At 71.3% G+C, this 25,065-nt stretch carries 18 protein-coding genes; 12 read left to right on the top strand and 6 right to left on the bottom strand.

Features of this window, described 5'->3' with window-relative positions; translation table 11 throughout:
* Positions 1-89: 89 nt before the first annotated feature.
* On the bottom strand, positions 90-1,550 hold the full coding sequence (locus BM076_RS20805) for a glycoside hydrolase family 76 protein (RefSeq protein WP_093715151.1): 1,461 nt from the start codon (positions 1,548-1,550) through the stop codon (positions 90-92).
* A gap of 266 nt (positions 1,551-1,816) precedes the next feature.
* Here BM076_RS20805 and BM076_RS20800 point away from each other — a divergent pair, with 266 nt between their 5' ends.
* From BM076_RS20800 to BM076_RS20790, 3 genes are read left to right on the top strand one after another with little or no spacing between them, the layout of a single operon-like run.
* Positions 1,817-3,037: an ABC transporter ATP-binding protein gene (locus BM076_RS20800; protein WP_177246529.1), complete on the top strand. Its 1,221-nt coding sequence runs from the start codon at positions 1,817-1,819 to the stop codon at positions 3,035-3,037.
* The gene (locus BM076_RS20795; protein ID WP_093715150.1) at positions 3,037-3,804 is read left to right on the top strand and encodes an ABC transporter permease; all 768 of its coding nucleotides are present in this window, start codon (positions 3,037-3,039) and stop codon (positions 3,802-3,804) included. Before BM076_RS20800 ends, BM076_RS20795 begins: the two co-directional genes overlap by 1 nt.
* Complete coding sequence (locus tag BM076_RS20790; protein WP_093715149.1) at positions 3,801-4,472, top strand: ABC transporter permease; 672 nt, start codon at positions 3,801-3,803, stop codon at positions 4,470-4,472. Before BM076_RS20795 ends, BM076_RS20790 begins: the two co-directional genes overlap by 4 nt.
* A gap of 63 nt (positions 4,473-4,535) precedes the next feature.
* Here BM076_RS20790 and BM076_RS20785 read toward each other — a convergent pair whose 3' ends face one another.
* From BM076_RS20785 to BM076_RS20770, 4 genes are read right to left on the bottom strand one after another with little or no spacing between them, the layout of a single operon-like run.
* On the bottom strand, positions 4,536-5,135 hold the full coding sequence (locus BM076_RS20785; RefSeq protein WP_093715148.1) for a GTP-binding protein: 600 nt from the start codon (positions 5,133-5,135) through the stop codon (positions 4,536-4,538).
* Positions 5,122-5,562, bottom strand: coding sequence for a DUF742 domain-containing protein (locus BM076_RS20780; protein WP_093715147.1), 441 nt, complete (start codon positions 5,560-5,562; stop codon positions 5,122-5,124). Before BM076_RS20780 ends, BM076_RS20785 begins: the two co-directional genes overlap by 14 nt.
* 42 nt (positions 5,563-5,604) lie before the next feature.
* On the bottom strand, positions 5,605-6,096 hold the full coding sequence (locus BM076_RS20775) for a roadblock/LC7 domain-containing protein (protein WP_093715146.1): 492 nt from the start codon (positions 6,094-6,096) through the stop codon (positions 5,605-5,607).
* The gene (locus BM076_RS20770; protein WP_093715251.1) at positions 6,093-8,858 is read right to left on the bottom strand and encodes a sensor histidine kinase; all 2,766 of its coding nucleotides are present in this window, start codon (positions 8,856-8,858) and stop codon (positions 6,093-6,095) included. Before BM076_RS20770 ends, BM076_RS20775 begins: the two co-directional genes overlap by 4 nt.
* A gap of 426 nt (positions 8,859-9,284) precedes the next feature.
* Between BM076_RS20770 and BM076_RS20765 the strand changes: the two genes are divergently transcribed.
* The 4 genes from BM076_RS20765 (at position 9,285) to BM076_RS20750 (ending at position 14,537) form a co-directional block, all read left to right on the top strand.
* Positions 9,285-10,253 carry an ABC transporter substrate-binding protein gene (locus BM076_RS20765; RefSeq protein ID WP_245796177.1) on the top strand — a complete coding sequence of 323 codons (969 nt, stop codon included), beginning with the start codon at positions 9,285-9,287 and terminating at the stop codon, positions 10,251-10,253.
* Between the two features lie 73 nt (positions 10,254-10,326).
* Complete coding sequence (locus BM076_RS20760; RefSeq protein ID WP_093715250.1) at positions 10,327-12,087, top strand: aromatic amino acid ammonia-lyase; 1,761 nt, start codon at positions 10,327-10,329, stop codon at positions 12,085-12,087.
* 116 nt (positions 12,088-12,203) lie between these two features.
* Positions 12,204-12,980 (top strand): isocitrate lyase/PEP mutase family protein, encoded by a 777-nt coding sequence (locus BM076_RS20755; protein ID WP_093715144.1) that lies wholly within the window; start codon positions 12,204-12,206, stop codon positions 12,978-12,980.
* Between the two features lie 54 nt (positions 12,981-13,034).
* Positions 13,035-14,537, top strand: a complete 1,503-nt coding sequence (locus tag BM076_RS20750) for an IMP dehydrogenase (protein ID WP_093715143.1) — start codon at positions 13,035-13,037, stop codon at positions 14,535-14,537.
* 30 nt (positions 14,538-14,567) lie between these two features.
* Here the strand turns inward: BM076_RS20750 and BM076_RS20745 are convergent, their stop codons facing one another.
* Positions 14,568-15,779, bottom strand: coding sequence for a DUF4032 domain-containing protein (locus tag BM076_RS20745; protein ID WP_093715142.1), 1,212 nt, complete (start codon positions 15,777-15,779; stop codon positions 14,568-14,570).
* A 297-nt stretch (positions 15,780-16,076) separates the two neighbouring features.
* On the opposite strand from BM076_RS20745, the gene BM076_RS20740 reads away from it, so the two are divergent.
* From BM076_RS20740 to BM076_RS20720, 5 genes are all read left to right on the top strand, one after another.
* Entirely contained in the window at positions 16,077-17,771 is a 1,695-nt protein-coding gene (locus BM076_RS20740; RefSeq protein WP_245796176.1) for a hypothetical protein, read from the top strand.
* Positions 17,772-18,106: 335 nt separating this feature from the next.
* Positions 18,107-19,723, top strand: coding sequence for an MFS transporter (locus BM076_RS20735; RefSeq protein WP_093715141.1), 1,617 nt, complete (start codon positions 18,107-18,109; stop codon positions 19,721-19,723).
* Between the two features lie 692 nt (positions 19,724-20,415).
* Positions 20,416-21,909 (top strand): TrpB-like pyridoxal phosphate-dependent enzyme, encoded by a 1,494-nt coding sequence (locus BM076_RS20730; RefSeq protein WP_322936046.1) that lies wholly within the window; start codon positions 20,416-20,418, stop codon positions 21,907-21,909.
* Positions 21,906-23,510: an aldehyde dehydrogenase family protein gene (locus BM076_RS20725; protein ID WP_093715139.1), complete on the top strand. Its 1,605-nt coding sequence runs from the start codon at positions 21,906-21,908 to the stop codon at positions 23,508-23,510. The genes BM076_RS20730 and BM076_RS20725 overlap by 4 nt, the downstream gene beginning before the upstream one ends.
* A gap of 3 nt (positions 23,511-23,513) precedes the next feature.
* Positions 23,514-25,064, top strand: a complete 1,551-nt coding sequence (locus BM076_RS20720) for an NAD(P)/FAD-dependent oxidoreductase (protein ID WP_093715138.1) — start codon at positions 23,514-23,516, stop codon at positions 25,062-25,064.
* The last annotated feature ends 1 nt before the right edge of the window (position 25,065 follow it).

Genomic DNA, 25,065 nt, shown 5'->3' with positions numbered 1-25,065 from the left:
CAGCACCGGAAGCAGCCGACACCGCCGCCCGTCCCGGAGATCCGGGGCGGGCGGCGGCGTACGCACGGGAGCCGGGACGGCGTCCCGGCTCAGGTCGCCTCGGACGCGTTGAGCGCGTCCAAGGCACTCTGCTGGCAGCCGTAACCGGTGCCGGCCAGCGGGCCGTTCCAGTGCGGCCCGTAGACGTCCAGCGCGTTGCGGTCGTGGGTGTGCGCCGCGTTCGCCTGGGTGTCGAGATAGCCGCTGTACGGGCGGTCGGAGAGCTGCTTGTCCAGATCGCGCAGCCCGCGCACGTACGCGCCCTTGAAGGACGCGCCGTCGTTGTCGCACGCGTCGCCCTCGCCCGGCTCGTGCAGCACACCGCCGGAGTTGATCGCGGCGGCCGACGTCGAGGCGTTCGCCAGGGTGCGCGCGGTGGTCAGCAGCGCGCTGTTCCCGGTCGCCCGGTACAGCTCGCTCAGCCCGCCGAGGATCACGCCCTGGTTGTACGTCCAGGTCTGCTGGCCGTTGTTGGCGCAGGAGTCGTTGAGGCCGTCGTTGACCAGGTGCGAGGAGTTGATCATCCCGCTGGCCTGGAACCAGCTCCACTCGCTGTTCGCCCGGCCCAGATACACCGTGTCACCGGAGATCCGGTTGTGCAGGGCGGCATTGAGCTGGAGGTACAGCTCATTGGTGATCGCGTTCTTGTACGCGTTGGTCTCGTTCCACTGCACACCGCCGCCGCACTTGCTCGTCCAGTAGCCGAACATGTGATCGGCGTCGGCGCGCGCGGTGTTCAGATAGCGGCTGTCGCCGGTCAGGTCGTACGCGTCGACCCAGGCCAGACCCCACCAGCCGGTGTCGTCCAGGTAGTCGTTCCTGAACTGGCCCTCGCGCGCGTTGACGTTGAGGTCGTAGGTGCGCGAGACGGCGTATTTGTAGCTGGGCATGCCGCTGGTGCGGATGTTGTCGATCACCGACGTCAGGGCGTTGGCGGCGGTCCACCAGCCGTTGCCGCCGAACAGGCCGGTGCCGCGGTCCCACTTCATCATCAGGCCGGTGGCGGCGGCCGTGCTGCTGCTCCAGGCGTTCCAGTTGGAGCGGGCCCAGGCGGTGCAGGCGATCTCCGGGCGGTCGCCCGCCTTGCCGCAGGCGCGCAGGGCGCCGACGCCGTTGTTGTTCCAGTCGTCGACGTTGTACATCAGGGTGCGCCAGCCGCTGCCGCCCGCGGGCGTGCTGGTGTCGCCGAGCTTGCTGCCGGAACCCCAGGTGGCGCCGCCGTCGAAGGACCGGTCGAGCCAGACCTCGTCACCGGGATTGCCGTTCCCGATCGACGCCCAGCCCATGGCATCGTTGTCATCTATGTGCAGCTGGATCGTGCGGGAGTAGATCGAGGCGGTCACCGGCACCCGTTCCGACGGCGCGGCGGCCGGGTCGCGGGCATCGCAGTAGGTGTTGCAGACCGCGGCCGCCGCATGCGCCTTGGAAGCCGCGGGCACGAGGCCGAGCAGCAGGCAGCACAGGGCGAGCGCGAGGACGAGCACATGGGTCGGACGTACGCGTGCGGACATGGCTCCGCTTTCCGGCGGCCTGGGCGCCGCCTGTACGACGAGGGGGGTGGGGGAATGACCCGGGGGCGTGGGGGGTTGGGGGTTACTGGTCCGGACCAGGACACCGCTCGTGGCTTGCCCATGTCAAGACGACCAGAAGGTCACCCTTCGATTGCTGCTCCGGGCGTTCCCCGGGTCGGACACCCGTGCGGGATAGTCTCTTCGCTACGGCCAGAAACAGTCCTTTACGAACAGCCCCCTGCCCAGCCCCGAAGGGGATCAGGAACTTGATACAGATAGATTCGGTCACCAAGCGCTACCCCGACGGCACGGTGGCGGTCGACGAACTGTCACTGGAGATACCCGACGGCTCGATCACCGTCCTGGTCGGCCCCTCCGGCTGCGGCAAGACCACCACGCTGCGGATGATCAACCGGATGGTCGAGCTGACCGGCGGCAGGATCCTGCTGGACGGCGCCGACATCCACGCCCAGCCGGTCAACGCGCTGCGCCGGTCGATGGGGTACGTCATCCAGAACGCCGGGCTCTTCCAGCACCGGACCATCGTGGACAACATCGCCACCGTGCCGCGCATGCTGGGCTGGGACCGCGACCGCGCCAGGAAGCGCGCCCGCGACCTGATGGACCGGGTCGGCCTGGACGCCTCGCTCGCCAAGCGGTATCCGTATCAGCTCTCCGGCGGCCAGCAGCAGCGCGTCGGCGTGGCCAGGGCGCTCGCCGCCGACCCGCCCGTGCTGCTGATGGACGAGCCCTTCTCCGCGGTCGACCCCATCGTCCGCAAGGTGCTCCAGGCCGAACTCCTGCGCATCCAGGCCGAGTTGGGCAAGACCATCGTCTTCGTCACGCACGACATCGACGAGGCGATCAAGCTCGGCGACATGGTCGCGGTACTGCGCACCGGCGGCAAGCTGGCGCAGTACGCGCCGCCGGACGAGCTGCTCTCCGCCCCCGCCGACGCCTTCGTCGAGGACTTCCTCGGCACCGACCGCGGCATCCGGCGGCTGTCCTTCTTCACCTCGGCCGGTCTGGAACTCACCACCGCGCCCATCATCGCCGTCGACTCCAGCGCCGCCCAGGTCGCCGAGCGCACCAAGGCGTCCGGCGCCCCGTACCTGCTGCTCACCGACACCGACGGCAAGCCGCTCGGCTGGACCGGGCCGGCCGCCGCGGCCAAGGGCGGCGCGGCCCTGAGCGTCGCCGAACTGCTGCCGCACGGGCGGCCGTTCGTCTTCGGCAAGGAGTCGCTGCGCGACGCGCTGGACTGCGCGGTGCTCTCGCCGACCGGCTGGGCCGTCGCCGTGGACGACGGCGGCCGGGTCGTCGGCGTCACCTCGCAGACGACGATCGCCGAGGCCATCCGCGGCGCCCACGCCGAACGCGGCGCCGCCGGCAGCCCCTCGGCGTCGGCCAAGGCCGCCGCGGCCGAGGCGGCGGCGGTGGACCCGGCGATCGCCGAGAGCAAGGCCGCCGAGAGCAAGGCCGTGTGATGAACGCCTACTTCGACATGCCGAGCGACCTCCAGCACTCCTACCTGGGGCTGATCGGCCTGCACCTGCGCGAGGCGCTGCTGCCCGTGCTGTTCGGCCTGGTCGTGGCGTTGCCGGTGGCGCAGCTGTGCGTGCGCTTCAAGTGGCTGTACTCGCCGGTGCTGTGGGTCACCACGGTGCTGTACGCGATCCCGTCGCTCGCCTTCTTCGTCGTCCTCATCGACTACACCGGCGCGACCGAGACCACCGTGATGATCCCGCTGACCGTCTACAGCCTCGTGCTGCTGGTCCCGGCGATCGTGGACGGCGTCCGCTCGGTGTCGCCCGACACGATGGCCGCGGCCACCGCCATGGGCTTCGGCCCGGTGCAGCGCTACCTCAAGGTCCAACTGCCCATCGCCGTACCGGCGATCTTCGCCGGCCTGCGGCTGGCCGCCGTCTCCAGCATCAGCCTGGTCAGCGTCGGCACCCTGATCGGCAACCAGGGCGCGCTCGGCAATCTGCTGGCCGACGGGCAGTTCTACCACCGCACCCCGCTCATCGTGACGTCCGTCGTCACCACCGCGCTGCTGGCCATCCTGGTGGACGGGCTGCTCGTCCTGATCCAGACGCTGCTCACCCCGTGGGCCCCGCGCGGCGGAAAGTCCGCAGGAAAGGGCGCGGGGAAGTCCGGCCGGCCGTCCCTGCTGCGCCGCCGTACGACGTCCGCGGCCCGTGAACCCGAACCCGCCGCCGCCCGCGCGGCCCTGGAGGACGCCGTCCGATGAACGTCCTGAACTTCATCAATGACTTCTTCTCGGACAGCGCCAACTGGCACGGCACGACGGGCATCCCGCACCGCCTGCTGGAGCACGTCGAGTACAGCCTGCTCGCGCTGTTGATCTCGGCCGTCATCGGACTGCCGATCGGCCTGTTCGCCGGGCACGCCGGGCGCGGCGGCTACGCGCTGGCCGCCTTCTCCACCGCCGCCCGCGCCCTGCCCAGCTTCGGTCTGCTGGTGCTGATGACGGTCTGGCTCGGCGAGATCGGCACCACACCGGCCATGATCCCGCTGGTGGCCCTCGCGGTCGCACCGATCCTGGTGACCAGCTACGAGGCGATCAGGAGCGTCGACCCGGCGCCGGTGGACGCCGCCCGCGGCATGGGCATGAGTTCGGCGGCCGTGCTCTTCCAGGTCGAGATCCCGGCCGCCCTGCCGCTGATTCTCAGCGGGCTGCGGTCCGCGGCGATCCAGGTGGTCTCCACGGCCACCATCGCCGCGTACATCGGCCTCGGCGGCCTCGGCCGGTACATCATCGACGGCCTGGCCCAGCACACCTACGGCAAGGTGGTCGGCGGCGCGACGCTGGTCGCGGGCCTGGCCATCGTCACCATCGGGGTGTTCTACCTGGTGGAGCGGCTGGCCGTGTCGCCCGGCGTGCGGCGCGGCCGCTGAGCGTACGTACGGTGCCCGCGCGGGGGACCAGGGGCGAGCGGCCCCCTCCGCGCGGGCCGGCGGTCAGCCCTGGGCGCGGGCCAGCGCCAGTTCCAGCACCACAAGCAGCGCGTCGCGCACCGAACCGCGCTCGCGCGCGTCGTAGGTGAACACCGGCACCTGCTCGGCGATGTCCAGCGCCCAGCGCACCTCGTCCAGGGCGTGCTCGACCCGGCCGTCGAAGGCGTTCACCGCGACGGCGAACGGGATGCCCTTGTGCTCGAAGTAGTCGACCGCCGCGTAGCAGTCGTCAAGACGGCGGGTGTCGACGATGACCAGGCCGCCGAGCGCGCCCTCCACCAGGTCGTCCCACATGAAGCCGAACCGGTCCTGGCCCGGGGTGCCGAACAGGTACAGCTTCAGCGTGCTGTCGATGGTGATGCAGCCGAAGTCCATCGCGACCGTGGTGGTCGTCTTGTGCGGGGTGTGGCTGAGGTCGTCCACGCCCGCGGCGACCTCGGTGATCGCGGCCTCGGTGGTGAGCGGCCTGATCTCCGAGATCGAGCCCACCGTGGTGGTCTTGCCGACACCGAAGCCGCCCGCGATCACCATCTTCACCGGCAGCGGCGGCCGGACGGCGGTGGGCGCGGCGGCGCCGCGGGCCGCCGGTTCAGTCGGTGTCACGTAGTGCCCCCCTGGAGTCGGGGATGGTGCGGAGCCCATCGATAACCCTTCGCAGTACGGAGATGTCCTGGGCGAGATCGGCGTTCGGGACGTAGACCGACAGATGGCCCTCGGACCTGAGGTCCTCGGCCAGCACACGGACCACGTTCAGGTGCAGGCGCAGCTTGGCGGCGATCTCCGCGAGCGACTGCGGCTGCCGGCACAGCGCGACGATGTCGTGCGCCTCGAAGGAGAGCCCGTCGAGCGCCGTGACACCGGCCGCTGTCGTCACGACCTGGGTCTCGACCGGGATCGGCGGTCCCGACCTGGCCCCTGCCACCCGGCCCGCGGTGACCAGGAACGGCCGTACCGCGGGCGCCCTGCCGACCGGGTCGTCGGGCCGCCCGGGACGGGCCTCCTCGCCGACTGGCGTATCACCGGCCGCCATGTGCCTGCCTCCTCCTTCCGCCTGCTCCCCTCAGCCCCTCGCCTAGTTCCAGGACCGGCCGCGGGGCGCCGGTACGGCGACGCTGTTCTTGAGCTCCAGCACCAGTTGCGGGCTGAGCGCGGAACCGGCGCGGTTGGCGAAGACGGTCATCTCGTACGCGATGTTGCCGAGCTTGGCCTCCTTGGAGGTGACCACGCCGAGCACCGCGCCGCTGCCGATCGCGGAGACCAGCACATGGCCGTCCTCCAGGTCGATGATCACCTTGTTGAGCGCGCCGAGGCCGTAGTTGCCCGAGGCGCCGGCCGCCAGGCTGGTGATGCCGGAGACGATGGCCGCCAGCCGCTCGGAGTCGGCCGGGTCGCCCAGCTGCGAGACGGCGATCAGCAGGCCGTCGGACGATACGGCGATGGCGTCGACCACGCCGGCGGTCTCGGTGGCGAAACGGTTCAGCAGCCAGGTGAAATCGGCTGCCGCGGCCCGCAGGTCGGTGGGCGGACCCTGTCCGGCCGGGGTTTCACCTGTCGGCGTTGTCACTGGTCCGCTCCTTCCGGAAGCCCTGCTTGGCTGTTCGTCGTACCGGGTGCCGTGCCGTTCGCGACGTCACGGTTGGCCCGTTCCACTGCGGCCTCGAACTCGTCGAGTTCCGAGCGGACTTCTTCTGCGTCCACCGTGCGCGGCGCACGGCGTGCGCCGCGTCCCGCGTCGGCGAGTGTGGTGGCGAGGGTCGCGCCGCGCACCCGCCGCCGCAGCGGCCGCGGCCCCTCGTCGGCGCCGCGCTCGGCGCCCTGACCCGCCCCGGCGTCGGGCGTACGGCTGTCCCCGGCGCGGCTGTCGTACGTGCCGCCGTGCGCGGCGTCGGGGCCGGCGCCGTGGGCACGTCCGTCGTACGGCCGCTCGCCGTGCGCGCCGCTGTCGGCGCGGGCGTCGGTCCTGTCGTGCTCGGTCCTGGCGTGCTCGGGGCGGGACCCGGCGGCGTGGCGGCCGCCCGCTGCCTGGGGCGGTGCGCCCGCCCCGGGGCCGTTGCCGGTCGGTCCGGCCGGTCCGGCCGGTCCGGCGTGCGCCGCCGTGCCGCGCTCCTCGGCGGACTGCTGCTTGCGCTGCGGGACGCGGCGGGGGAGCGGGGTCAGGTCGGGGCGGCCGTGCGGCGCGGCGGGCTCCGCCGTACGCGGCGCGGGCACCGGGGCGGCGGGGGCCTGCGGGCCGCCGCTCTCCGCCGGGGGCTGCGGGCCGCGCCGCCCGGGCAGCGGGTGCTGCTCCTCGGCCAGGGCGTAGCGGGTGTCCCCGGCGGGGCTCGTGGTCCCAGCGGCCGGCTCCGCGAACGGGCTCATGAGCAGCAGCAGCGCCGCCGGGATCGTCACCCGGCTGGTGACACCGCCGCCGGGCGTACGCGCCAGCGTGACCCGTACGCCCCAGCGCCGCGCCAGGCTGCCGACCACGAACAGGCCGAGCACCTTGGTCGGCACCAGGTCGAGCCGCTCGCGGCGGATCAGCCGCGCGTTCTCCTCGGCCAGCCGCTCGGCGCTCATGCCGAGGCCGTGGTCGGTGATCTCGATCAGCGCGCCGTCGCCGCCGTCGCGCACCGTCACCTCGACGGGGCTGCGGGCGGGCGAGAACGCCACCGCGTTCTCCAGCAGCTCGGCCAGCATCAGCGTCAGGTCCGCGATGATGTCCGGCGCCACCGTGACATCGGTGTCGGCCAGCAGTGACACCCGCTGGTAGCCCTCGATCTGGCCGAGCGCGGCGCGCACCACATTGGTGAGCGCGGTGGGGCTCGCGTCGAGCCCGGCCTCGCGGATGCCGGCCAGCAGCATCAGGCTGTCCGCGTTGCGCTGGAGGCGCACCGCCAGGTGGTCGATCCGGTACAGCCGGTCCAGCAGCGCGGCGTCGGTCTCGCCGCGCTCCAGGGCGTCGATCAGGGTGAGCTGCCGCGCGGTGAGATTGCTGACCCGGCGGCCGACGTTGCCGAACATCTCGGCGACGTTGCGGCGGCTGACCACCTGGCGCTCCAGCAGCGCCGCCGCCGTGGACTGCACCCGGTTGAACGCCTCGGCCAGGTCGCCGATCTCGTCGTGCGCGGTGACCGGCACCTCCTGGAGGCGGGGCGCGCCCGTGAAGTCCGCCTCGTCGTCGGCGACCCGGGCCAGTTCGAGGCCGGCGACCTCGGCGACCTGCGTCGCGGCCCCGGTGAGCACCTGCACGGGCCGGATCACCGAGCGGCGGACCGCCACCGAGAAGCCCAGCCACAGCACGAACGCCAGCAGCGCGCCGCCGAGCAGCCACGCCGCCCGCCACCAGGCGTCGTCGGACGCCCGGTCGGCCCGGTGCGCGATCTGGTCGATCAGCGACCCGGTGATCGCCAGCCGGTGCTGTGCCTGCTTCTGATAGTCCGGATACGTCCGGAGCGCCTTGCTGAACGCCGCCCTGACCTGCGACTTGTCGGTGGCCTCCAGCGAGCTCGGGTCGATCTGCAGGCCCGCGTACTGCAACGCGATGCCGTTCCACACCGGATTCATCTCGATGCCGGTCAGCTCGGTGTGCTGCGCCTCGGTGGCGAACTTGCCGAAGCGGGCGGCCTGGTACGTGTACAGCTGCTCGTAGCCGACCGCGTTGTTGAACTCGATCAGCGCGTTGGTGTCACCGGTCTGCGCCGAGAAGACGCTGGTCTCGAAGGAGCTGTGCGCGGCCTCAGCGCGCAGCAGCGAGTCCAGCATGCTGCCGGTCCTGGTGGACGACAGGTTCTTGTTCAGGTCCAGGCCGAGGCCGTCGATCAGGCCGTCCACCGTCGCGGTGTACGCGGGGTCGATGTTGTCGGCGGGAAGATAGCTCTGCTCGATCGTGCTGCGCAGGCTGCTCAGGCCCTCGATCTCCTTGAGGACCTGCGCCTCGGCGGCGGGCAGCCGTGAGCCGAAGGTGTCGCGCACCTGCCGCACCTGGTTGTCCACGGCGGTGCGTGACTGCCGGTAGGCGGTGAGCGAGGGGCGCTTGCCCGAGGTCGCCGACTCGTAGCGCACCGACAGCAGCAGCGCCTGCTGGTGCTCGGTCTCCACCAGGTCGACCAGCTCGGCGACCTGGCGGCTGTCGCGGACCAGCCGGGCCGACGCGGCGGCGTCCTGCGCGCGGCCGACCAGACCGGCGATCACATAGGCCAGCAGCACCGCGACCACGACAAGCGGAACACCCACCAGGACGTTCAGCTTGCGCCGGAACGGCCACCGGTCGGCGAAGCCGCCGATCCCGCCTCCGGTGCGCGGCGCCGGATCAGGGCGTGCCGACCCGTCCACCTCGTGCACGGACACCAACGCCTCCTCAGGAACCGCCACCGACTCGCCGACCACCGGCTACTCATGGCGCAAACTGATTGCTTTTGCGCGTAACCGGAACGAAGTGACCGGATTTCCCCCGCCGTTGTCCGAGCACCGTGTCCAACGTCGGGGAGACTACCTCGTCTTGACGGCGCCCACTTGTCCGGACCATCAATATTCTGTGACGGGCGGTGCCGTACGGACCGGGAGGCGCGGAACATTTCGCCGCCGCCCGGACATCGATGCCGATCGGTGATCAGGCTGCTCTTGACTCGTGCGGAACCGGCTGGATTGGATCGCTGGGTAGCACGTGCGTACGCATGGATGTCCGATGGCTCATCCGTCCGTACGGCACCTGCGCACGCGCCACGAGTACGCCCGTTCAACAGCCGAAACTCCCCGAGCACGGAAGCGGAAATCGTGACCTCCCACGTGAAGAGCACCTGGTCAAGCCCGAGACACACTCGCCGCCTCGCCGCGGTCGCGGTGGTCGCCGCCCTGGCGACGCCCCTGCTCGCGGGCTGTGGTGACTCCGGCTCCGACAAGAAGGACCCGCTGGCCGGGTCCAAGGCGAGCGGCGACACCGTGGTCGTCGGTTCCAACAACTTCCCCGAGAGCATCCTGATCGGTGACATCTACGGCGAGGCCCTGAAGGCCAAGGGCATCAAGGTCAGCTACAAGCCGAACATCGGCAGCCGCGAGACCACCTACGGCCTGCTGAAGAACGGCTCGCTGACCGTGCTCCCGGAGTTCAACGGCGCGCTCCTGGCCTACCTCGACCCCAAGGCGACGCCCACCACGGCCGACGCCACCAACGCGGCGGCCCAGGCCAAGCTCGACCCGAAGCTGACGCTGCTCAAGGGCTCGCCGGCCGAGGACAAGGACTCGCTGACGGTCAACGCGGAGACCGCCGCGAAGTTCCACCTGACCGCGGACTCCACCATCGCGGACCTCGCGAAGTACGGCGACCAGATCACCATCGGCGCCTCGCCGGAATTCCAGACCCGCCAGCAGGGCCTGGTCGGTCTGAAGTCGGTCTACGGCCTGACGCCCAAGGGCTTCAAGGCGCTGGACGCGGGCGGCCCGCTGACCCAGGCGGCGCTGAAGAACAACAATGTGCAGGCCGCGGACATCTTCACCACGGACCCCACCATCACCAAGGAGAAGTGGGTCGTCCTCCAGGACCCGAAGAATCTCTTCGGCTTCGAGAACGTGATCCCGCTGGTCTACAAGTCCGGCCTGTCGCAGGCGGGCGTCGACGCGCTCAACGCGGTCTCGGCCAAGCTCGACACCAAGACCCTGCTGGACCTCGACACCCAGGTGCAGAGCGACAACAAGGACCCGCTGGAGGTGGCCAAGACCTGGCTGACCTCGGCCGGTCTGGTCTGACCCGCTGATCCGCTGATCGTCCGACCGGCAGAAGGGCACTGATCGCGCGGTGGGTACGGCATCCGAGGCGCCGATGCACGGCACGGCGGCGCCCTCCGTGGGGGAGGGCGCCTTCGTGGTGCTGGACGGCGCCGGTCTCGACGCCGACGCGGTGACCCGGATCGCCGATCGCGCCGCGGTGCCCGCCGTACCGCCCGAGGCGCTGGCCCGCGCGGACCGCTCCTGGCGGTCCGCGCGGCAGGCCGCCGCCTCGGGCCGGATGTACGGGCGGCACACCGGTGTCGGCGCCAACCGGCTGGTCGCGGTCGGCGACGAGGACCAGGCAGGCCAGGACCTGCGGCTGCTGCGCAGCCACGCCGGCGGCGTCGGGTCGCTGCTGCCCGTCCGGCAGGTCCGGGCCGCGCTCGCGGTCCGCGCCAATCAGGCGCTGGCCGGCGGCTCCGGGTTGCAGCCCGCCGTCGTCGAGGCGCTCGTCGAGGCCCTGCGGCTCGGCGTCCACCCGGCGGTCGGTGAATACGGCGCGGTCGGCACCGGTGATCTCACCGCGCTCGCGGAGACCGGGCTCGCGCTGATCGGCGAACGGCCGTGGCTGCACGAGGACCCGGACCCCGCGCCCGACCCGGCGCACGCCTTCCGTGAGGGCCCCTGGCCCGCCGATCCGGCCGCGCCCGGCGAACGGTCGGTGCTGGACGGGCTGCGCGAGGGGCTGTCGGGCGCGGTTCAGGACCCGGCCGCGGCTCCCGTTTCGGCTTCCGCCTCAGCCTCAGCTTCCGCCTCCGCTTCCGTTTCCGGCGAGCGGGACCGTACGCCCGGGGCGCCCGCTGCCCCCGCCGACCCGGCCGCCGCGCTGCACCCCCGGGCCGTCCCGGCGCCGGTGCCCGCGCCCGTCACCCTCCAGCAGGGCGACGCGCTCGCGCTGATGAGCAGCAGCGCTTTCACCCTCGGGCAGGCCGCGCTGGTCTGCCACGACCTCGACATCCTGCTGCGCGCCTCGCACGCGGTGGCGGCCCTGTCGCTGGCCGCCGTCTCCGGCTCGCTGGAGGCGTACGCGGCACCCGCCGTCGCCATCCGCCCGTACCCGGGGGCGCTGCACGCCGCCGCCGAGGTGCGCCGCCTGCTCGGCGAGCCCGACCGGCCGCGGTCCGCCGGCCGCCGGATCCAGGACCCGTACGGCTTCCGTGCCTTCCCGCAGGTGCACGGCCCCGCGCTGGAAGCCGCCTGGGCGCTGCGCCGGATCGTGGCCGTCGAGGTCAACTGCCCCTCGGAGAATCCGCTGATCAGCGAGGACGGCGGCGCCGACGGCGGCCCCGCCGCGTATCACCACGGCGGTTTCATGGCCACGCCCGTGGGGCTCGCGCTCGACCAGCTGTGCCTGGCCGTGCTCCAGACCGGCCAGCTGTCGGCCGCCCGGCTCACCGCCTTCGGCGACCCCGAGATCACCGGGCTGCGCTCGTACCTGGCGAGCGGCGCCGCCGCCAGCTCCGGGATCATGATCCTCGAATACAGCGCCAATTCGGCCCTCGCCGAGCTGCGCGCCAGCGCCGCGCCCGCCTCCGCCGGGCACACCGTGCTCTCCCGCGGCGTCGAGGAGGCCGCGAGCTTCGCGCCCCAGGCCGCCCGCCAGGCGCTGCGCGCCGTGGACGCCTACCGCCTCGTCCTCGCCTGCGAACTCGTCGCCGCCGTCCGTGCCCTGCGCCTGCTCCCGGCCCGCCCCGACGCCCCCGTCCTCGCCGTCCTCGACGAGCCCACCCTCCCGGCCGGCACCGAGGACCGCGCCCTGACCCCCGACGTGACGGCCGCCGCCGATCTGCTGCCGCGGCTGGCCGAACTCTGACACCGGCCGCACCGATTCGGCCTCCGTCGTGAGCCCGGCCGGACCGGCCCGGACCTTTGTCGTGAGCCCGGCCGGAGGCCGTACGCTGCGGGAGAGCCGGCCGGGAGGGGACCGTCATGAGTTTTCACGCGCTGCACCACGGCGAGCTGCCGCTCGTACTGCCCAACGCCTGGGACGTGCCGTCGGCGCTGGCCTTCGTACGGGCCGGGTTCCCGGCCGTGGGGACCACCAGCTTCGGGGTGGCGTCCGCGCTCGGCCGGCCGGACGGCGACCGCGCCACAGCGGCGGCCAACGCCGAACTGGCCCGGCGGCTGGGCCGGCTGCCGGTGTACGTGACGATGGACATCGAGGACGCCTACACCGACGAGCCGGAGCGCGCCGCCGACTACGCGGCAGGTCTCGGCGGCATCGCGGGCGTCAACATCGAGGACAGCACCGCGGGCCGGCTCGTCCCGCCGGCGGCGCACGCCGCCAAGGTCGCCGCGGTCAAGGAACGCCGCCCCGGCCTGTTCGTCAACGCCCGGGTGGACACCTACTGGTTCGGTCAGGACGCGGAGATCGCCGCCACGGTGGCGCGCGCCACACGCTACGCGGAGGCGGGCGCCGACGGCGTCTTCGTCCCCGGCGTCACCGACCCCGACGTGCTGCGCACGCTGGCCGACGCGATCCCCGTCCCCCTGAACGTCCTTGCCGTGCCCGGCCTGTCGCCCGCGGCCCTCGGCGAGCTGGGCGTACGGCGGATCAGCACCGGCTCGCTGCCGTACCGGGCGGCGATGCGCGCGGCCCTGACCGCCGCCGAGGCCGTACGCGACGGGGGAGCGGTCCCGGACGCGACACCGTACGCCGAACTCCAGGCGGAGTTGACCGCGCACGCCCGAGCGGAGGACGGCTGACCTGCGGCCGGGCGCCACGCGCCGGGGCGCCGTACCTGTGTAGAGTCCCGGTGCATGGCTCAGATCATCGACGGGGTCTCGCGCACCTTCAACGAATTCCTGCTGCTGCCCAACCGCACCCGCACCGACTGCTCGCCGGAAGCGGTGGACCTGGGCACCCCGCTGGTCCGGCACGCCGTGGGCGACCCGTCGCCGATCGCGCTGCGCGCGCCCTTCACCTCGGCGATCATGCAGGCGGTCGGCTCGCCGGAACTGGCCATCGCGCTGGCCCGCAACGGCGGCCTGAGCTTTCTGCACCACAACCGCCCGGTGGCCGACCAGGCCGCCGACATCCGGGCCGTGAAGAATTTCAAGGCCGGCTTCGTGGTCAGCGACACCAATGTCCGGCCCGGTGACCCGCTGAGCACGCTCCAGGAGCTGATGCGCCGCACCGGCCACAGCACCGCGGCCGTCACCGACGACGGCACCGGCACCGGCCGGCTGCTCGGCCTGGTCACCTCCCGCGACTTCCACCCGCAGCGGCACCCGGCCGACGAGCCGGTCTCCAGCCGGATGATCCCGGTCGACGTCCTGCCGGTAGCGACCGACGACATCACGCTGTCGCAGGCCAACTCCCGGCTGTGGGACGAGCGGCTCGACTGCCTCCCGGTGGTGGACGGCGACGGCCGGCTGCGCCATCTGGTGTTCCGCTCCGACTACTCCGACAACAAGCGCTTCCCCAACCAACTCGTCGACGCCGACAAGAGGTTGCGGGTCGGCGCGGGCGTCAACACCCACGACTACCGCGAGCGGATCCCCGAACTCGCCGCCGCGGGCGCCGATGTGCTCTGCTTCGACTCCTCCGACGGCTTCAGCGACTGGCAGGCGCAGGCCATCGCCTGGACCAAGGAGCACTTCCCCGGACTCCCGGTCGGCGGCGGCAATGTGGTGGACGGCGAAGCCTTCCGCTTCCTCGCCGGCGCGGGCGCCGACTTCGTCAAGGTCGGTGTCGGCGGCGGCTCCATCTGCATCACCCGCGACCAGAAGGGCATCGGCCGCGGCCAGGCCAGCGCCGTGCTCGACGTCGCCGCCGCGCGCGACGCGTGGGCCGCGGAGAGCGGCCAGTACGTGCCGATCTGCTCCGACGGCGGGCTCGTGCACGACTACCACATGTCCCTGGCCCTGGCGATGGGCGCCGACTTCGTCATGATGGGCCGCTACTTCGCCCGCTTCGACCAGGCCCCGGGCGCCAAACTCCCCACCCGCGACGGCTTCGTCAAGGAGTACTGGGGCGAGGGCTCCGGCCGCGCCCGCAACTGGCAGCGCTACGAACAGGGCGGCCAGTCCCTGGTCTTCGAGGAGGGCGTGGACGGCTACGTCCCCTACGCCGGCGACCTCAACGAGGGCCTCGCGGTCACCATCGCCAAGATGCGGGCCACCATGGTCTCCTGCGGCGCCCTGACCATCCCCGACTTCCAGTCCACCGCCCGCCTCACCGTCGTCTCGGAGCAGAGCTTCCAGGAAAGCCATGCCACGGTCGCCGTCCGCGACGCCCCGGACGCCTTCGAACGCTCCTGATGAGTCGTCAGAAGATGTCCTGACGAGTCGTCAGGGACGGTGCGGCAGGACGTCGGTGATGTAGCTCTGCACCGTCGCCTCCAGGCCCACGTCGTGCTGGGCCTGTTCCGACAGGTACCAGCGGTGTTCCAGGAGTTCGTGGTAGATCTGCGCCGCGTCGACGCGGCCGCGCAGTTCGGGCGGGACGCTGCGGACGGCGGGGCGGAAGACGTCGCGGACCCAGCGGTGGGCGAGCACTTCGGGGCGGGCGGCGGGCAGGCCGTCCGCGGGGGCGTAGTCGTCCTGGCCGGCCATCCAGCTCTCCAGGTCGTTGAGCAGGCTGCGGGCCTGGTTCTCCTCGGTGTCCAGGCCGGTCAGCCGGAGCAGCTGGCGCTGGTGGTGGCCCGCGTCCACGACCTTCGGCAGGAAGGTCACGGTGTCGCCCTCGGGCGACCGCTCGATCTGCATCTCGGCGACGTCGAAGCCGAGGTCGTTGAGCCGGCGGATGCGGCGGTCGATGTAGTGCCGCTTGCTGGTCGGGTAGACCGACTCGCGGGTCAGCTCGTGCCACAGGTCCGCGTAGCGCTTGACGATCGCCTCGCCGAAGGTCACCGGGTCGACCGACGGGTGCAGTGAACCGCCCGCCTCCAGGTCCATCAGCTCGCCCGCGATGTTCACCCGGGCCAGCTCGATGTCGTAGTCCCGCTGCCCGCGGCTGAGTTCGTGCTGGAGCTGCCCGGTCTCGGCGTCCACCAGATAGGCGGCGTAGGCGCCCGCGTCGCGGCGGAAGAGGGTGTTGGACAGCGAGCAGTCGCCCCAGGCGAAGCCGACCAGATGCAGCCGGACCAGCAGGACGGCCAGCGCGTCCAGCAGCCGGTTGACGGTGTCCGGGCGCATCGTCGTCTCGAACATCGAACGGTAGGGCAGCGAACCGCCCAAGTGCCGCGTGATCAGGGCGGGTTCGAGCGGTGTGCCGTCGGCGGCGACACGGCCGGTCACCACGGCCATCGGGTCCACCGAGGGTATGGAGAGCCGGTCGAGGTCGCGCAGCAGCTCGTACTCGCGGGAGGCCGCCCACTCGCTGACCTCCTTGATCGCCACCACTTCGTCGCCGGCCCGCGCGAAGCGCACGACGTGCCGGGAGATGCCGCGCGGCAGGTTGACCAGCGAGCTGTCCGGCCACTGCTCCAGCGGCAGGCCCCACTCCAGGTCGAGCAGCGCCGACGGGTGCTCCGCGTCGGTGGCCCTGATCTGCAACGGCATGCTGTGCGCCTCTCGCTCCGGTCGCCCGCCACGTCGGGGCACCTCCCGCCCGTCCCCGACGCCGCTCCGATACGTCTTCCAGGTCTTCTGCGTCTTCGATTCGTTTCCCGATGCTGTCATGCCGCCCCCGGGCACGGGGCAACCCGGGGCGCGGCCGCCCGCGTCCTGACCCGTGACCGCGACTTCGTACGACGACAGCGGGGTGGCCACGACCCCACCATACTCGGTATACATACTCAGTATGGTGACTCCCTGCTGGTCCGCCCCGCACCCCCGCGCCAGGGGAAGGCGGCAAGTGTGAACAACGTGTCGAGCGTGCTCCCGGCGGTGCTGCCGCGGCAGACGCCGCAGGTCAGGACGGTGGAGCCGGTCCGGCGGCGGCCGGCGTGGCAACTGCCGGCGCTGACCGTCGCGGTCATGACGCCGCTCTACGGGCTGTGGGCGTGGCTGCTGGCCACCGGCGGCTACGACCTCGCCGCCCAGCTCGCCTGGGCCGGGTTCGCGCACCGCCACCCGGGCGCGCCGTACAGCATGTCCTGGTACGGCGGCATGCACACGATGAACTACAGCGTGCTGACCCCGTCGCTGATGGCGTACGCCGGGGTGCGCACCGTCTCGGTCGTGGCCGGGCTGGTCGCGACCTGGGCGATGACCGCGCTGATCGCCGGGTCGGGGGTGCGGCGGCCGGTGCTCCCGGCGCTGCTCGGCGCCGTGTGCCTGTGGTGCGACGTGGCCTCGGGCCGTACCACCTTCGCGGTCGGTGTCGCCTTCGGGCTGCTCGCGCTGCGCCGCCTGCAAAGGGCGCCGGACCGCTGGGCGGCCGCCGCGCTGCTCGCGGCGCTGACCGCCGCCGCCAGCCCGGTCGCCGCGCTCTTCCTCTGGGTGGCCGGCGCCGGACTGCTGGCCGCGCGCCGCCCCGTGGCCGCCGCGGCGGCCGTCCTGCCGCCGCTGCTCGTCCTCGGGGCGGTGTGGCTGCTCTTCCCCTTCGCGGGCGTGCAGCCGATCAGTGCGGCAACGACGGTCTGCCCGCTGGTCACCTCCGTCGCGCTGGTGGTGGCCGCGCCCCGGTCCTGGCGCACGGTCCGCGCCGGAGCCGTCGCGTACGCGCTCGGCACGGTGCTCACCGCGTGCGTCGACTCACCGGTCGGCACCAATGTCGAGCGGCTCGCCGGGATCGCCGGACTCCCGCTGCTGGCCGCCGCGTTGAGCGAGCGCTGGGACCAATGGCGGCGGGAGAGAAGGCTGTTCACCCGCCGTCCGGGCGTGCGCGGGCCCCTGGCGACCGGCGCCGTGCTTGTCGCCGTCCTGGCCGCCGCCCTCGGTGACAACGGCTACTGGCTGCTCGACAAGACCGTCGGCGACCTGCGAGTCTCCGTGCCCGTGCCCGGCTGGGCCACGCACACCGACGGCGTCACCGGCGCACTGCGCCGGCTGCACGCCGACCGGCACCGCGTCGAGGTCGTCCCGGCCCGCAACCACCGGGAGTCGACGGTCTTCGCCGGAGTCGTCCAGACCGCCCGCGGCTGGAACCGTCAACTCGACGTCGAGCGCGGCCGGTTGTTCTACGACGGGACGTTTTCGGCGGCCGCCTACCGCGAGTGGCTGGACGAATGGGCGGTGGCGTACGTCGTGCTGCCCCACGGCCTGCTGGACGGACCCGGCAGGGCGGAGGCCGCGCTGCTGGCCCCCGCGGCCCGCCCCGGCTGGCTGCGGCCGGTCTGGCACGACGCGTACTGGACCGTCTTCGCGGTGGCCCGCCCGGCGCCGATGGCCACCGCGCCCGCGAGCGTACGGCGGGCCGGCGAGGCGGAGTTGACCGTACGGCTGCCCGCCGCGGGCAGCACCGTCGTCAAGGTGGTGTGGTCGCCGTGGCTGCGGGCGCCCGGCGCCTGCGTACGGCCCGCGGGCCGCTGGACCCGGATCACCGCACCGGCCGCCGGCGACTATCGCCTATACACCATATACCGTCGCGCTCACGCCAGTTGCCGATAAAAATGGCGCCGTCTTTGCGCGCCGACCGGCATATGCGCCGAGGTGTGCCCGTACGTTGCCCGTCCGTTGTCCGGACGCCGCGTAGACACCGTGGACATCTGACGTACACCTTGCCGGGGATGCGCGCGCCCACCGAGAGGGTATACGCTGTACACATAGTCTCTCAGACCACCATGAGGGCAATTGACGGCACCGGCACCGACCGCGATCATCGGCGAGCACGGTACACCGTCGGCAGAGCCGACGGTGCCGCCTCGGCGGAGAAGCGTTCTTGACGGCACAGTCAGCGGCCCGGTTCGTCCGGCAGGGCGATCTTCTACCACTATGGAGTCGGCATGACCGAAACGACCCATCCCCCCGCCGCTTTAAGGTGGTGGACGCTGGCAGTGGTATCCATCGGGACATTCATGCTCATGCTCGACCTGAGCGTGATCTCGGTGGCCCTGCCCGGCATTCATGATTCGCTGAACGCCAGCTTCAGCGACATGCAGTGGGTGTTCGACGCCTACGCGCTGACCCTTGCCGCATTCCTGGTCACCGCCGGTTCCGTGGCGGACCGTACCGGTCGCAAGCGCCTCTTCCTGATCGGTCTGGTCATCTTCACCGCGGCGTCGCTCGCCTGCGGATTGGCCGGGGATATCGGTGTTCTGAATGTCAGCCGCGGTGTGCAGGGCGTCGGCGGCGCCATCATGTTCGCGGTCGGTCCCGCACTGCTCGGACACGAGTTCCGCGGCAAGGAACGCGCCACCGCATTCAGCGCGTTCGGCGCCGCGGTCGGTCTCGCCGTCGCCACCGGACCGCTGATCGGCGGCGCGCTCACCAACGGCCCCGGCTGGCGCTGGATCTTCTACCTCAATGTGCCGATCGGCCTGGTCACCGTGCTGATCGCGCTGCGCAACGTGCGCGAGTCGCGGCTGCCGAGCGCCGCGCCGCCGGACTTCGCGGGCATGGTGTCCTTCACGCTGTCGCTGGCCGCGCTGGTGCTGGCCATCATTCGCGGCAACACCGACGGCTGGTACTCCGGCACCAACATCGCGCTGTACGTGGTGGCCGCGGTCTTCCTGGCCGTCTTCGTCGCGGTGGCTCGCAAGCGTGGCGAACACGCGATGTTCGACACCCAGTTGTTCCGCAACCGCACCTTCCTGGGCGTGTCCGGCGCGACCTTCCTGGCCAACGCCGCGGGTCTGCCGCCGATCTTCCTGGTCACGACCTATCTGCAGAGCGTCGAGGGCGCCTCCGCCTGGTCCGCGGGCCTGCGCTTCCTGCCGCTGACACTGGCGATGTTCTTCTTCGGCGCCATGGCCGGCGGCCTGATCGGCAAGGTGCCCTTCAAGATCATCGTGGCGACCTCCCAACTCGCCCTGGGCGTGGGTCTGTTGCTGCTGCACCTCAGCCACGCCGACGACAGCTGGACCTCGCTGATCCCGGCCCTGGTGGTGATCGGCTTCGCCTTCGGCCTGTTCAACCCGACCCGTGCGGCGCTCGCCATCGGTGTCGCGGAACCGGCCAAGGCCGGTGTCGCCTCCGGTATCAGCGAGACGTTCCAGCAGGTCGGCACGGCCCTGGGCATCGCGGTGGCCGGCGCGTTCTTCGAGAACCACGTCACCAGCGCCTTCAAGGGCTCCGACGCCGCCGCCAAGCTCACCGACGCGCAGAGCGACCAGATCGCCCACGCCGTCAGCGCGGGCAGCATCGACGAGGCCGCGCACTCGGCGGGCCCGGGCCTGGCCGACCAGGTGCTCAACGCCGGGCGCGAGGCGTTCACCACGGGCTTCCACGACGCCATGACGCTGTGCGCGGTCTTCGCCTTCGCGGCGGCCATCATCGCGGCGCTGACGCTGCGCCAGAAGGACCTGCACGAGAGCGCGCTCACCGGCATCCCGCCGGAGCTGCCGGAGCCCGGCGCCGAGCCGGCCTCCCTCGACAAGGCGACGCCGGCCGCGCAGCACTAGGTACGGCACCCGCCGGCACCGGTCGGCGCCGACCGGCACCACCCGCACCGTCCGAGCGGCGGCGGACCCCGAACGGGGTCCGCCGCCGCTCCGCGTCCGGGGTCCGCGGGACCGGATGAACAGCAGGGTGAGACCCGTGTCACGCCCCGCTGTACAGGAATTCACTTTGCCCGATCTGGTCGGCATTGAGGCCGTGTCACGGTGACCAGCGTATTTTGCGATCCGTACGGTAAAAGGCGCTGGTCACGGCGGTGATTCCGGTCATCGGGACGCGCTCCAGTATGCTATTGCCATCGGATGAGCCGGACGCTAGGCTGTCGAACAATTCCAGTACTGATACGGGGGTATGCGAGTGCTGGCACGAGAATATTCGAGGTCCGACACAGGGTTGGCCTCTCGCGCACGGTTGATCGATCCTGCTCCACCAGGCCCTTCGGCCGGTGAAGCGCGGACGTCCCGGCAATCAGGGCCCGCTGGAACGGATCCGCAGGAACCGCACGAGCCGGTCGATCCCAGCCGACTTCTTCACCGCGGCCGCAGTTCGGCCAGAGCCAACTCACCGCTTTTCGTGATCTCGCACAACTCGTGACCTCGACCGGAGCCTGAAGCACAGCCAAGGCACCGCGTAATCGTTGTGCCGAGGCACGTCTCCATGCTCAGCGCGTCGAGATTTTCGCACCCAAAAAAGCTCAATGCCTGGCTTTGCCATGCCGGAAAACAATTCCTCACGGGGGAGTGCCGGCCCGGTCAGGCATGTACAGGTCCGTACGAGTGTCCTGCATTTCGTCCGCAACCACGCTCTTAAGGGGACGCAAGGTATGAAGCCTCTCGGCTTAATCGACCGTGTCGACCTTCCGGTCGATAAGATTCCGACCCGCTGGTACAACGTCATCCCGGATCTTCCCCGGTTGCCCGAGGAGTACATCGACAACTCGACCGGCAAGAAGGTCACCAGGGAGTGGCTGGAGCGCCTGTTCGTCAAGTCGATGGCCGCGCAGGAGACCTCGCTCGAGCGCTGGATCACCATCCCCGAGCCGGTGCGCGAGGCGTACAAGCTCTGGCGCCCCACCCCGCTGATCCGCGCCGTCGCGCTGGAGCGGGAGCTGGGCACCCCGGCGCAGATCTGGTTCAAGTACGAGGCGACCTCGCCCAGCGGCAGTCACAAGCTCAACTCGGCACTGGCGCAGGCGTACTACGCCAAGCGTGACGGCCACACCCGGCTGGTCACCGACACCGGCGCCGGCCAGTGGGGCAGCGCCCTGGCCATCGCGTGCCAGATCTTCGGACTCGACCTCACCGTCTTCATGGTGCGGGCGAGCTTCCACAACAAGCCGTACCGCCGCAATCTGATGGAGACCTACGGCGCCGAGGTGCGGCCCAGCCCGGGCGACACCACGGAGTACGGCCGCAAGCTCCTCGCGGAGTACCCCGACCACCCCGGCAGCGAGGCCACCGCGGTCAGCGAGGCGCTGGAGTGCGTGGACGCGGACGAGGGCACCCGCTTCGCGGTCGGCGCCTTTTCCAACCACTGCCTGCTGCACCACTCGGTGATCGGTCTGGAGCTCAAGGAGCAGCTCCGGATGATCGGCCGCACCCCCGACTACCTGATCGCGTCGGTCGGCTGCGGCTCCAACCTCAGCGGCTTCGCCTCGCCCTTCGTCGAGGACAAGCTCAACGGGGCCGACATCACCATCCTCGCCGCGGAGCCGGAGGCGTGCGCGCCGCTGACCTACGGCGAGTACCGGCTGGACTGGGCCGACTCCAACGGCCGCGGCCCCGGTGTGCACACCTACACCCTCGGCCACGAGTTCGTGCCGCCGCCCATCCACGCCGGCGGCCTGCGCTACCACGGTTGTGCCCCGATCGTGGGTCTCATGCGGCACGAGGGGCTGCTCGACGCCGAGGCGTACGGGCAGGTGTCGGTCTTCGACGCCGGCACGACGTTCGCGAAGCTGCAGGGCTACCTCCCGGCGCCGGAGACCTCGCACGCCATCCGTGCGGTCATCGACAAGGCCCTGGAGTGCAAGCGGACCGGGCGCGAGGCCACCATCGTGTTCAACTACAGCGGCCACGGCCTGCTGGACCTGGGCGCGTACGGCCGCTACAACGACGGCCTGCTGCGCGACGTGGAGAAGGAAGACTTCGTCGCCCCCACGCCCAGCATGGTGGAGGGCCTCAAGGCATGAGGTCCTACCCCCAGTACATCGACGGCAAGGACGTCGAGGGCACCCGCTGGACGTATGTCCTGCGCGCCTCGGCGTACTTGAAAGAGAACCGGCCCGCCTTCAACCTCAAGCGGGCCCTCGAACTCGGCCGGCCGGTGGAGTCGACCGAGAACGTCGTCGCCCGGTGTGCGGTGGGTGCCCCTGAGGACAACGACCGGGCGCTGGAAGCGGCCCGCAGGGCGAGCCGGACCTTCCGGCTCCTCCCGCTGGAGACCCGCAGCCAGATCGTCCTTGAGTTCAACGCGACGCTGGCCGAAAGGGCAGAGGAACTCATCGACATCCTGATCGCCGAGGGGCACCCGCGCCGGCTCGCCCAGTGGGAAGTCAGCGGCATGCTGCGCTGCTGCGACGAGCCGACGGTCCGCTGGTACGAGAGCCAGCTCCACCAGGAGTTCGCCCCGGCCGGCAACAAGCTCGAACTCATCCGCAAGCCGGACGGCGTGGTGTGCGTCAACCCCCCGCAGAACGCGGCGGGTTCCAACTCCACGCTGGGCGTGCTCGCCCTGCTGGCGGGCAACGCGCTCGTCGTCAAGGCGCCGCGCACCACACCGCTGAGCGTGTTCTTCGTCTACCGCGAGATCCTGGCGCCGATCCTGGAGAAGCACGGCGCCCCCTCCGGAACGCTGAACATCATCTGCGGCCACACCGAACAGGTGCTGCGCACCTGGCTGGCCAGCCCGCTGGTCGACGACATCATGTTCTTCGGTGACAGCGCGGCCGGCCTCAAGCTCGGCGAGGAGTGCCTGCGCAACGGCAAGAAGGCGATCCTCGAACTCGCGGGCAACGACGGCTTCGTGGTCTGGAAGGACGCGGACCTGGAGGCCGCCGCCCGGGCGCTGGAGGAGTCGTTCTACGGCTCCAGCCAGATCTGCATGGTGCCCAAGTACGCCATCGTGCACCCGGACGTCGCCGACCGCTTCCTCGAGATCTTCGTGGCGCGGGTGGCGGACATCCAGCCCGGCTATCCGGAGAATCCGGAGATCCTGCTCAGCCCCGTGCTGAAGGTCGACGGCTTCTTCGACTTCCTGTCGGAGGCGGAGACCAAGGGCGCCCGGGTCCTCATCGGCGGCAAGCGCGTCGACGTGGACGGCGAGACGTCCAGCACCGGAATGTTCTGCCTGCCGACGGTGGTCAGGGTGGACGGCCTCACCGATTCGCGGGACCTGTCCTGCGTCCGCGAGGAGACCTTCTTCCCGCTGCTGCCGGTCGTGGTCCCGGAGGCGACCACGGACGACGAGGCGCTGCTCGAGGAGATCATCGACTTCCTCAACGCCAACAAGTACGGGCTGCGCAATTCGGTGTGGACCGCCGACGAGGAGACCGCCCACCGGTTCGCCGACGGCGTGACCAACGGCGGTCTGCTCAAGGTCAACGACTCGCACATCGGGTTCAACTCCATCCTCTCCACCCACGGCGGCAACGGCCTGACCGGCGGACCGTACGGAGAGCTGAACTACGCGGGACTCCGCACCACGCACCTCCAGGGCATCTCGTGGGGTGACGGTGATCCGCGTCCGCTGGATTCGCAGATCGTCTCGGCCGGCGAAAGGGTGCGGAGCTAGAACATGACGACCAAGGGCCTGGCCGGGAGCGACATCCGGCGCAATGGTACGGACGTCGAGCACTTCGACGTCATCATCGTGGGCGCCCGCTGTGCGGGGTCGCCACTCGCCACGTTGCTCGCACGCGCAGGCCTGAAGGTCGTCGTGGTCGAACAGGCGACGTTCCCCCGTGAGGTGCTCTCCTCGCACCTCATGGAGGCGGACGGACTCCTGTTCCTGAAACGGCTCGGTGTGCTCGACCAGGTCGAGAAGACCGGTGTGCGTTTCATGCGGCGTGCCGACACCAAGCTGAACGACTTCCACGTCGTCTCGCAGTTCCCGCTGCGGTTCGACGACGTGGGCGGCGCCACCTTCCTGCGTCGGCACCTGCTCGACATGATCCTCCACGAGGCATCGGTCGAGGCGGGTGCCGACGTCAGGATGGCCACCAAGGTCGTCGAACTGATCTGGGAGCGCGGCCGGGTGGCCGGGGTGCGCGCCCAGCACGACGGCCGCGAGACCGAGTTGCGCGCGCCCCTCGTGGTCGGCGCCGACGGCCGCAATTCGACCGTCGCCTACATGGTCGGCTCCCGCAAGTACAACGTGGTGCCCAACGAACGCTCCTACTACTTCACGTTCTTCGAGGGCGCCGACCCGTCCTCGGACGACACCTTCGTGTTCCACCGCTGGGGCGACCGGATGGTGTGGGCGGGACCGGCCGACAACGGCCTGTATCTCGTCGGCGTCTCGCCCGAGGGACACGAACGCGAATACTTCCGCCGCAACACCGAGGAAGGGCTGCTCGCCCACATGCGGGCGTGCGAGCCCACCGCGAAGGCGCTCGCCGACGCCAAGATCGCCACGAAGATCTCCGGCATCGTCAAGTTCGAGGGCTACTTCCGGCAGTCCGCGGGACCCGGCTGGGTGCTGGTCGGCGACGCCGGCCACTTCAAGGACCCGTCGGCGGGCCGCGGCATCGGTGACGCCTTCCGTCAGGTGGAGCGGCTCGCGCCCGCCATCGTCGCCGCCCTCGGCCGGGCCGGCGCCGGCGTCTCGGAGCTGGGCCAGGACGAGACGCTGCGGCTGTGGTCCCAGTGGCGCGACGAGCGCTTCGCGGGCCACTACTGGCTGGCGAACATCCTCGGCGAGGCCGGCGCGCTGCCCTCCGCGGTGCCCGAGGCGCTGCGCGGCATGGTGGACCGCGGCGAGATAGGCCGTTTCCTCGACCTCTACCACCACCGCTCCAAGTACTACGAGGTCTTCCCGCTGACCGACATGGCGGGCATCACCGCGAAGATGCTGCTCTCCGGCAAGCACAAGCGGCTGCCGCTGATCCGGGAGACGGTCAAGCTGCTGGCCCGCGAGCCGCGCCGGCGCTGGATCAACCGCCATCCGCAGCTGGTCTCCTCCGACGTCACCGCGGCGCCCCCGGTCCGGGTCCGCCCGGTCCCCGCGCCCGTGACGGCGCCCGCCGCGCCCGCGGCGCCCGTGACGGCTCCGGCGGCGGACGCCACCGCGACGAGCGCCAAGAGCGCGATGAACGGCAAGAGCGATCAGAAGAACGCGGAGGTCTGAA

The sequence above is a fragment of the Actinacidiphila alni genome, assembly GCF_900112845.1.
Lineage (GTDB): Bacteria > Actinomycetota > Actinomycetes > Streptomycetales > Streptomycetaceae > Actinacidiphila > Actinacidiphila alni.
Note: the sequence above shows the minus strand (reverse complement) of the source record. Positions and strands in the feature narration are given on the sequence as shown.

What these genes read in the sequence shown, in the direction of transcription:
- BM076_RS20790 (WP_093715149.1), top strand. Translation starts at nt 3,801, where the DNA reads ATGAACGTCCTGAACTTCATCAATGACTTCTTCTCGGACAGCGCCAAC.
- BM076_RS20720 (WP_093715138.1), top strand. Translation starts at nt 23,514, where the DNA reads ATGACGACCAAGGGCCTGGCCGGGAGCGACATCCGGCGCAATGGTACG.
- BM076_RS20780 (WP_093715147.1), bottom strand. Translation starts at nt 5,562, where the DNA reads ATGGCGGCCGGTGATACGCCAGTCGGCGAGGAGGCCCGTCCCGGGCGG.
- BM076_RS20750 (WP_093715143.1), top strand. Translation starts at nt 13,035, where the DNA reads ATGGCTCAGATCATCGACGGGGTCTCGCGCACCTTCAACGAATTCCTG.
- BM076_RS20730 (WP_322936046.1), top strand. Translation starts at nt 20,416, where the DNA reads ATGCCTGGCTTTGCCATGCCGGAAAACAATTCCTCACGGGGGAGTGCC.
- BM076_RS20725 (WP_093715139.1), top strand. Translation starts at nt 21,906, where the DNA reads ATGAGGTCCTACCCCCAGTACATCGACGGCAAGGACGTCGAGGGCACC.
- BM076_RS20795 (WP_093715150.1), top strand. Translation starts at nt 3,037, where the DNA reads ATGAACGCCTACTTCGACATGCCGAGCGACCTCCAGCACTCCTACCTG.
- BM076_RS20760 (WP_093715250.1), top strand. Translation starts at nt 10,327, where the DNA reads ATGCACGGCACGGCGGCGCCCTCCGTGGGGGAGGGCGCCTTCGTGGTG.
- BM076_RS20735 (WP_093715141.1), top strand. Translation starts at nt 18,107, where the DNA reads ATGACCGAAACGACCCATCCCCCCGCCGCTTTAAGGTGGTGGACGCTG.
- BM076_RS20805 (WP_093715151.1), bottom strand. Translation starts at nt 1,550, where the DNA reads ATGTCCGCACGCGTACGTCCGACCCATGTGCTCGTCCTCGCGCTCGCC.
- BM076_RS20755 (WP_093715144.1), top strand. Translation starts at nt 12,204, where the DNA reads ATGAGTTTTCACGCGCTGCACCACGGCGAGCTGCCGCTCGTACTGCCC.
- BM076_RS20745 (WP_093715142.1), bottom strand. Translation starts at nt 15,779, where the DNA reads ATGCCGTTGCAGATCAGGGCCACCGACGCGGAGCACCCGTCGGCGCTG.